4 protein-coding genes, 1 rRNA gene and 1 pseudogene are annotated in these 8,376 nt (G+C 66.0%); 3 read left to right on the forward strand and 3 right to left on the reverse strand.

The window, feature by feature from the left end; genetic code table 11:
• Positions 1 to 50 precede the first annotated feature (50 nt).
• From ACFTSA_RS05555 to ACFTSA_RS05565, 3 genes are read left to right on the forward strand one after another with little or no spacing between them, the layout of a single operon-like run.
• Positions 51 to 1,307: a glycosyltransferase family 4 protein gene (locus ACFTSA_RS05555; protein WP_377950209.1), complete on the forward strand. Its 1,257-nt coding sequence runs from the start codon at positions 51 to 53 to the stop codon at positions 1,305 to 1,307.
• Entirely contained in the window at positions 1,304 to 2,686 is a 1,383-nt protein-coding gene (locus tag ACFTSA_RS05560) for a UDP-glucose dehydrogenase family protein (RefSeq protein WP_377950211.1), read from the forward strand. The genes ACFTSA_RS05555 and ACFTSA_RS05560 overlap by 4 nt, the downstream gene beginning before the upstream one ends.
• 47 nt (positions 2,687 to 2,733) lie before the next feature.
• Positions 2,734 to 4,941, forward strand: a complete 2,208-nt coding sequence (locus ACFTSA_RS05565) for a putative bifunctional diguanylate cyclase/phosphodiesterase (protein WP_377950213.1) — start codon at positions 2,734 to 2,736, stop codon at positions 4,939 to 4,941.
• 466 nt (positions 4,942 to 5,407) lie between these two features.
• On the opposite strand, the pseudogene ACFTSA_RS05570 reads toward ACFTSA_RS05565, so the two are convergent.
• The 3 genes and pseudogenes from ACFTSA_RS05570 to rrf form a co-directional block, all read right to left on the reverse strand.
• Positions 5,408 to 6,263, reverse strand: a pseudogene (locus ACFTSA_RS05570) (SDR family NAD(P)-dependent oxidoreductase).
• Between the two features lie 118 nt (positions 6,264 to 6,381).
• The gene (locus ACFTSA_RS05575; RefSeq protein WP_377950214.1) at positions 6,382 to 7,875 is read right to left on the reverse strand and encodes an alkaline phosphatase family protein; all 1,494 of its coding nucleotides are present in this window, start codon (positions 7,873 to 7,875) and stop codon (positions 6,382 to 6,384) included.
• A 254-nt stretch (positions 7,876 to 8,129) separates the two neighbouring features.
• A 5S ribosomal RNA gene (gene rrf / locus ACFTSA_RS05580) occupies positions 8,130 to 8,246 on the reverse strand.
• Positions 8,247 to 8,376 lie beyond the last annotated feature (130 nt).

Genomic DNA, 8,376 nt, shown 5'->3' on the forward strand with positions numbered 1-8,376 from the left:
GGCCACGCCCGCTCCTCCGCACTGTCAGACGGCGGGAACACCGTTGAGGGGTGAGGATCGCTATCGTTGCCGAATCATTCCTGCCGCTGATGAACGGAGTCACGCACTCCATCCTGCGAGTGCTTGAGCATCTGCAGGAGCGGGGCGATGAGGTGCTGGTGATTGCGCCGTCGACGTCGGACACTGATGTTCTGGACGTCGTGCACGGCGCGTTTGTGCACCGGCTGCCCGCAGTTCCGCTGGCGGGCTACACAAACGTGCGCGTGGCGCTGGGAGGTGTGTACCGGGTCAAGAGAATCCTTGCCGACTACGCACCGGACGTGGTCCACCTGGCGTCGCCGTTCGTGCTCGGCTGGCGGGCCGCGCAGGCAGCGCATCAGCTGGGGATCCCCACTGTGGCCATCTATCAGACCGAGGTTCCCAGTTACGCCGCCCGGTACGGGGTGCCGTTCCTGGAGAACTGGGCCTGGAACCGGGTGGAAAACATTCATCTCCTGGCGTCCCGGACGCTGGTGCCGTCCACTTTCGCGCTGAACCAGTTGCGCGGCCGCGGGATTCTGCGGGTGGGCATGTGGCGGCGCGGTGTGGATACCGTGCGTTTTGCACCGGAAAAGCGCGACGACGGGTGGCGGGCATCCGCGGCGCCGGGCGGTGAGCGGATCATCGGCTACGTCGGCCGGCTGGCCGTGGAGAAGCAGGTGGAGGACCTCGCCGTGCTGGCAGACGTTCCCGGAACCCGTCTGGTCGTCGTGGGCGACGGTCCGCAGCGGGCCGCGCTGGAGGAAGCCCTTCCCAACGCCGTGTTCACCGGATTCCTCGGCGGCGAGGAGCTGGCCCGGGCGGTGGCATCCTTCGACCTGTTCGTCCACCCAGGCGAGTTCGAGACCTTCTGCCAGACCATTCAGGAGGCCATGGCATCCGGCGTTCCGGTGGTGGCCACCGGCCGCGGCGGACCCTTGGACCTGGTGGAGAATTCCCGCACCGGCTGGCTCTACGAGCCCGGAGACCTCGCCGGCCTGCGGCGGCATGTGATGGACCTGATGGGCGACGACGCCAAGCGACGCGCGTTCGCGGCGGCCGCTTACGCCTCGGTCCAGGGCAGGACGTGGCCCGCCCTGTCCGCAGAGCTGGTGCGCCACTACGAGGACGTCATCGCGGGGACCTCGCTCCCCCCCGACATCCTGGCCTCGCAAGCCAGGCCGGGGAACCCTGCTGGCGTGGGCCCAGAGTCATTCAACGGAGCGCGGCCGGAGCCAGCACCGCTCCTCGAACCAGAAACCAAGACCACCCAAGGAGCCACCCTATGAAGATTTCCGTGATCGGCTGCGGCTACCTCGGTGCCGTCCACGCTGCCACACTCGCGTCGATGGGCCACACGGTGGTGGGGATCGACGTCGACTCCGCACGCGTCGAGCAGCTGGCCAGCGGCCGGGCCCCTTTCTTCGAACCCGGCCTGGACGAGCTCCTGGGGGACGGCCGCGCCACCGGCCGCCTCAGCTTCTCCACGGACTTCGCCGACGCCGCCGGGGCGCAGATGCACTTCCTCTGCGTGGGTACGCCGCAGTCGAAGACGTCAGACGGCGCCGACCTCAGCTACCTGGTCTCAGCCACCAAGAGCCTCCTTCCGCACCTGAGCCGCGGTGCCGCCGTCGTCGGTAAATCAACTGTGCCCGTGGGCACCGTTGCCAAACTGGGGCGCATGCTCGCCGCCCGGCCGGACGTGCTGCTGGGCTGGAACCCGGAGTTCCTGCGGCAGGGCACGGCGGTGAAGGACACGCTGGTGCCGGACCGGCTGGTGTACGGGGTTCCCGGCGGCAAGGAGGAAGCGTTCGGGCGCCGCAGCGACGGCAGGCAGGGAGCTGCCCGCGGAGTGACCGCTGTGCTGGACGCGGTGTATGAGCCGCTGCTGCGCGCCGGCATCCCGCGGCTGGTGTGCAATTTCGCGACAGCGGAACTGATCAAATCGGCGTCGAACGCGTACCTGGCGACCAAGGTCAGCTTCATCAACGCGATGTCGGAACTGTGCGACGCCGCCGGCGCCGACGTCACCGAACTGAGCGAGGCGATGGGCATGGATCCGCGCATCGGCAACCGCTATCTGCACGCCGGGCTGGGTTTTGGCGGCGGCTGCCTGCCCAAGGACATCCGCAGTTTCCGGGCCCAGGCGCAGGCACTGGACGTCCGGTCCGTCGACGACTGGATGGGCGTGGTGGACTCCATCAACATCAGCCAGCGTGCCCGGACCGCGGAGGTGGCCGGGGAACTCTGCGGCGGCTCGATCGCCGGCCGGACGGTGACCGTGCTGGGCGCGGCGTTCAAGCCGGACACGGACGACATCCGCGACTCCCCCGCCCTCGACGTCGCGCTCCGGCTCGCCTCCGCCGGCGCGCACGTCACCGTGACCGACCCGAAGGCGATCAACAACTCATGGATGCGCCACCCGCAGCTGCGCTTTGAGGCCTCCGCCACTCGCGCGCTCGAGGGCGCCGAGCTGGTGCTCCTGCTGACCGAATGGGCCGAGTACCGTGCACTGTCGCCGGCCGCCGTCGGGCAGCTGGTACGACGCCGGACGGTACTGGACGCCCGGAACGTGCTGGACGCTGCGGCCTGGCAGGCGGAGGGCTGGACCGTGCGCGGCCTCGGCACCCGGGCGGCGCCGCTGGTTGAGCAGGTTTCTGCCGGCTGAGCCTGCGCAATCACCATCAGGGGTCGAGCCCGCCTTAACCACCCTCTATGATCGAGGTGAGGGGGTGGACGCTCAATGAGTTTCTCGCGGTCTCACGCAACGTTCGCATGACGGCGGCTTCCCCACGCCCTGACGGGGATCCGGCCGGCAGTTACGCTGCCCTGTTCGACGTGCTGCCGGACGCAGTTCTGGTGATCGGCGGCGACGGGGTCATCACGCAGGTCAATGCCGCCGCGGAACGGCTCTTCGGCTACAGCAGGTTCCGGCTCGTGGGCGAAGACCACCGGGTGCTCCTCGCCGAAGGTTACCGGACCGGGTTCGACAGGCTTTTCGCGAGCCTGCGCAGCGAGTCCGGAGACAGCGCAGATGCCCAGACCCCGTTCGAGTCATACGGCCTGCGGAGCGACGGGACGGAGTTCCACGGCGAGGTGGCCTGCTCGCTGCTGGACTCCGGGGGCGGCCCGTCGCTGGTCGCGGCCGTCAGGCCCACGTTTCACCGGCAGGAAGCCGATGCCGAACTCCGGGAAGCGATGTCTCTGCTCAGCGCCACCCTGGAGTCCACGGCCGACGGGATCCTGGTGGTGGGCGTCGACGGCAAGATCGCGGGCATCAACGAGCAGTTCACCAAGATGTGGGGCATCCCCCGCGAGCTTCTGGCCACCGGCGACGACGCCGCGGTGATGGATCATGTGCTTGGCCTGCTCTCGCACCCGGACATCTTCGTGGACAAGGTCAATGAGCTCTACGCGCACCCCACCGAGGAAAGCCACGACACCCTGGAGTTCCTCGACGGCCGTACCTTCGAACGCTATTCACGGCCGCAGCGGGTGGGAAACGTGGTGGTGGGCAGGGTCTGGAGCTTCCGGGACGTGACCCCGCGGCGCCGTGCCCAGGAGCAGGCCCGGCAGGCGATGGCGGACCTCGCCGAACAGGCGGCGCAGCTGAAGGCCATGGCATTCCAGGACCCGCTAACGGGGCTGGCCAACCGCAAGCTGTTCCACGACCAACTGTCCGAAGCCCTGCACGGAACCGGAAGTGACGCCGTCGACGTCCTCCTCCTGGACCTTGACGACTTCAAGGAGGTCAACGACATCCTTGGTCACGCCGCCGGGGACCAGATGCTGGTGGAGGTGGCCCGCCGGCTGAGGGCATGCGTGCGGCCCGACGACACAGTGGCGCGGCTGGGCGGTGACGAGTTCGTCGTGCTCCTGACCGGGTCCGCGGATGCCGAGGCCGTGGCGGAGCGGATCGTGCAGTCGCTCAACGTCCCGGTACGGATCGAGGGATCCATGCTGCGGCCTAGCCTGAGCCTGGGGATCGCGTCGCTGAGCGAGGACGCGGTGGCCGCGTCGGAGCTGCTGCGGCGCGCCGATGTGGCGATGTACGCGGCCAAGGCCGCCGGCAAGAACCGGTTTATGCGCTTCAAGCCGGAGATGATGACGGCCCTGGTGCAGCGGACGGACATGGAGGCGGGGCTGCGGCTGGCCGTCGACAACGACCAGATCAGCGTGAGCTACCAGCCGGTTGTCTCACCGCGGCTGGGTGAGGTGATCCAGTTCGAGGCGCTGGCGCGGTGGGAGCGGGACGGCAGGAATGTCCCGCCGTCGCAGTTCATTCCGACAGCGGAGCGCAGCGGGCTGATCTCGGCGATCGGTTTGCAGATGATGCGGGAGAGTTTCATCCAGCTGGGACCTTGGCTTTCGGGTCGGCGGGAGCACTCACTCGCGGTTAATGTGTCCGGAGTGCAGCTGCGGGACTGCGGTTTTGCCCGCAGTGTGCTGGACATGGCAGAGTCCAACAGCATGGATCCCCGGCAGCTGGTGCTGGAAGTGACCGAGAGCGTGTTCTTCGACGCCGACGACCACGTGATCAGCCAGCTCGCGAGCCTGCGAAGTGCCGGTGTGCGGGTTGCGCTCGATGATTTCGGTACCGGTTACTCGTCGCTGGGCCGGCTTCAGGACCTGCCCGTGGACGCGGTGAAGATCGACCAGTCCTTCGTCTCGATGGTCCGCACGGGGGCAGAGAAGCTGCCGATCCTCAGCTCCATGATCAACATGGCCCACAGCCTGGGGCTCAGCGTCACCGCGGAGGGCATAGAAACCGCTGCGCAGGCCGCCTTCCTCACCGACCTGCAGTGCGACGCGCTGCAGGGATACCTGTTCTCGGTTCCCGAATCCGAGGCCGGGCTGGGGCAGGCCATCAGCCGCTCAGCCGCAGCGCTCGAGGCCCTCGAAGGCCTTCGCCTGCGCCGCTGACCCCGCCGAAACCCTCTCTCACCACCCGCAGCCTTTCGGCGAACGCTCTCTCACCACCCGCAGCCTTTCGGCCGACCCTCTCTCACCACCCGCAGGCTTTGGCCGACCCTCTCTCACCACCCGCAGCGTTTTGGCGAACGCTCCATCAGCTCCTGTCGACCTGAGTCCAATCCCTTCCCGGGGGGACCTCCCTGAGGGGACCTCACGCTGACCTCAAGATTTCGTCAAGCGGGTGAACTGATGCAGCGGCAAAGGCTGCAGCAGCCCCTCCAACTGCGACCCGAACTACTCCGGAGCCTGCGTGCCCATCGCGCCAGATGTCGACTGTGCGGGCGGCAGCGGAAACGGTCCTGCTTATGTACAGGGGCCCGTGACTGTCACGGGGTCGGACATTTGCGGTTTTGGACAGAGGCCACGACGGCGCAGGCTGCGAAGGCTGAACCCGCCACTCTGGGACCGGTGGACCTCAGGCGTTGTCCAGCTCGGACTTCTCGCTCGGTTCGCCGGCTCTCACGAGCTCCAGGCTGCGGTCCCAGAATTCCCGCGCCAGCGCGGCATCGTACGCCTGGCTGTTGGCCTTCGCCAGCGCACGCTTGATGTAGAAGGCTCCCGACACCCAGTCCCGTCCGGGCGTGGAAGTAGCGAGCCAGACGAGGGTGTCGGCGCCCTGCTCGGCGGAGAGCAGGAACCGGTTCAGCACGGTCTTATAAGCATGGCGGAACCAGCTGGTTGACTCCGCCGCGAAGTTGGTTGCAACGACGCCTGGATGGAAGGCGGCCGCCGCGATGCCGTCCTTCCCGTAGCGGTTCTGCAGTTCCGCGGTGAACAGAATGTTTCCCAGCTTGGCGGTGCCGTAGGCGCGGTTTGTGGAGTAGCTCCGCTCTGAGTTGAGATCGATTAGATCCAGCCGCCCGAATCCGTTGGCAGCGCTGGACGTGTTGATGATGGTGGCACGGCTGGCGGTCAGAAGGTCCAGCAGCTCGGTGGTGAGCAGGAATGGTGCCAGATGGTTGATCTGGAACGTCTTCTCGTGGCCGTCCACTGTAAGCTCGTGGCCGCGCATGATCCCGCCGGCGTTGTTCACCAGGACGTCTATCCGCGGGTACCTTGCGCGCAACGCCGCGGCCAGCTCGCGCACCTGCGCCAGCTCCGCGAAGTCGCAGACGAAATAGTCGGCACCCAGTTCCGCGCCCACCGCTGCGGTTTTGTTCGGGGAAAGCCCGACGACGACGATCCGCTCGCCTGCCCCCGCCAGGTTCCGCGCGGGCCGCTGCACCGATCCCGTCGCTGGCGCCGGTGATGACAATGGTGCGCTGAGGCATGAGGTGTCCTTTGCTGTGGTTGAACCGCTGGACCATGAGCCGGCTCGTCACACACAACGGCGCCCGGCCGGGTTATGTTCCCGGGCCGGGCGCCGTCGTGAGCTATTTGAAGACTGCCCTAGAAGTTCAACGCGGGCCGCAGACTCAGGGCATTCCCTGCGTTCAGCAGCAGGGGAGCTATGCCGAGCATCTCTTCCGTGGAGCGCAGGAGCGAATAGTGGCTGTAGGAACCCTGCACCGTTGTGCCCGGGACGACCGAAGGCGCCACGATGAAGTTGGGCACAGGAGTGTCCTCGTCGAAGACAACCGCGATGGCAGTCCTGCCGGCCTTATAGGTGGCGCTGTTCAGGATCGACGGGAGCCAGCCGGACAGCCAGGTATCGCCGGTGGCGATGCTGCAGTCGTGCATGTCGTTGCAGATATTCGGAGTAATCAGGGAGAAGCTCGGCAGCGTGTTGTTGGCCAGGTCGCGCTGCAGGTTCCCTGAAGCCGGAGTGCCCAGCGGGACGTTGTTGGCGGCGCAGGCTGCCCTGTCCCCCGTGCCCTGGTAGTACACCTCTGGATTGTGACGGACCATGTATTGGCCGGAGCTGCCGAGCTGGCAGTTCGAGCCCATGGATTCCTGGTAGCTCTTGTAGGTCAGGCCACGCGTCCGGACCTGCCGGAAGATGTTGTCCGCCGTGATCGGCGGCAGGTTGCTCGGATTCGAATCCGTGGTGACTCCCTGAGTGCTGCCGGAGGTCAGGGCCAGGTAACTCGGAAGCGAGGGCAGCCCAAGGCCGGCGTCACTCCAGGTCGTTACAGAACCGCACTGCCGGGCGACTTGGCTCATGTACAGCGCGTTGGCGCTCCCAATGACCTGCGAGTACGTCTTGTTCTCGAAGATGAACCAGATCACGTGGTCATAGGTCGACGGCGGCGTTGCCGTGACGCCGCAGGGGCTCGCCGCGGGCGGTGGTGGCGGCGGCGGGGGTGGAGGAGGCGGTGGCGGTGTCCCGTTTGTCGTCAGGATCAGCTGCGGCCGGTGCGTGGTGTCGGCAAGCTCCTTGGAGCCATAGATCACACCGTCGGACGATGTGTTGTTGATACGGAAGGAAAACGTGCCGTCGCCCTTGACAATGCTGAAGACATCGACTTCAACAAACGTGTTGATTGGCGCAGCCCCTACGGAGGCGATCACCGTGGATTCAGCAGCCGGAGCGTTGTTCCAGGTAATGGTGTTTTCACCCCAGGTGGTGTTCAGCACCCGCCTGAATTGGCCGCCAAGGTTCGATGGGTCAGTCACGAACAGCCTCAGCTTGGCACCGGTCACCGTGTTGCCGGTGCCGGTTACCGTGAACTTCAGAAAGGACATTTCAATTGGCGAATTGTCTGCCTTGAGTCCGATTGCGGTCCCGTAGTTGGTATTCGGGGTGTCCCGTTTCACCACAGCATCGGCGGAGGGACCAATTGCGACGGCGGCTGCCTGGGCAGTCCCGCCAATCAACGAAATAGCGGCCACGAAAAGAACAGTTGTAACCGCTGATAGCCAATTGGCCGGTGGAATCCCGCGCCTGTGGCGGTGTCTTCCAGTACTCTTCCGGCCATTCGGGAAGTCTGGCCTTGCACGCATCAGGGACTCCTTTGTCCGATGGGCGCGTCACCGTCGACGCGTTTCCACACGGTAGCCCGGCGCCGTTGAGAAAGAGTGGGAAATTCTGGAATTACCCTGTGAAAACCTTGATAGGACGCCGGAAAGCCCCCAACAGTCACCCATTGATTTCGTGCAGGAATTGGAAAAGAGAGCAGGGTATCGGCTAGGTGGCAGTGTTGGGTTAAATGCGGGAGAGCCCCAACCGTGTGGTTGGGGCTCTCGACCTAATGGTTGTCCGGCGGTGACCTACTCTCCCACACCCTCCCGGGTGCAGTACCATCGGCGCTGTGGGTCTTAGCTTCCGGGTTCGGAATGGGACCGGGCGTTTCCCCCACGCTATGACCGCCGTAACCCTTGCTCCCGCCCTGACCCCGGTAAGGGGGTGGGGGGGAAAACTTGTGGTGTTACAACTGTGGTGTTGTATTCAGTTTTCTTGGTTCCCTGTGACCGTCAAACCCGGCGGGTTTGTTGGTTGGGAAC

Source organism: Arthrobacter sp. NPDC057013 (genome assembly GCF_042674585.1).
Classification (GTDB): Bacteria; Actinomycetota; Actinomycetes; order Actinomycetales; family Micrococcaceae; genus Arthrobacter.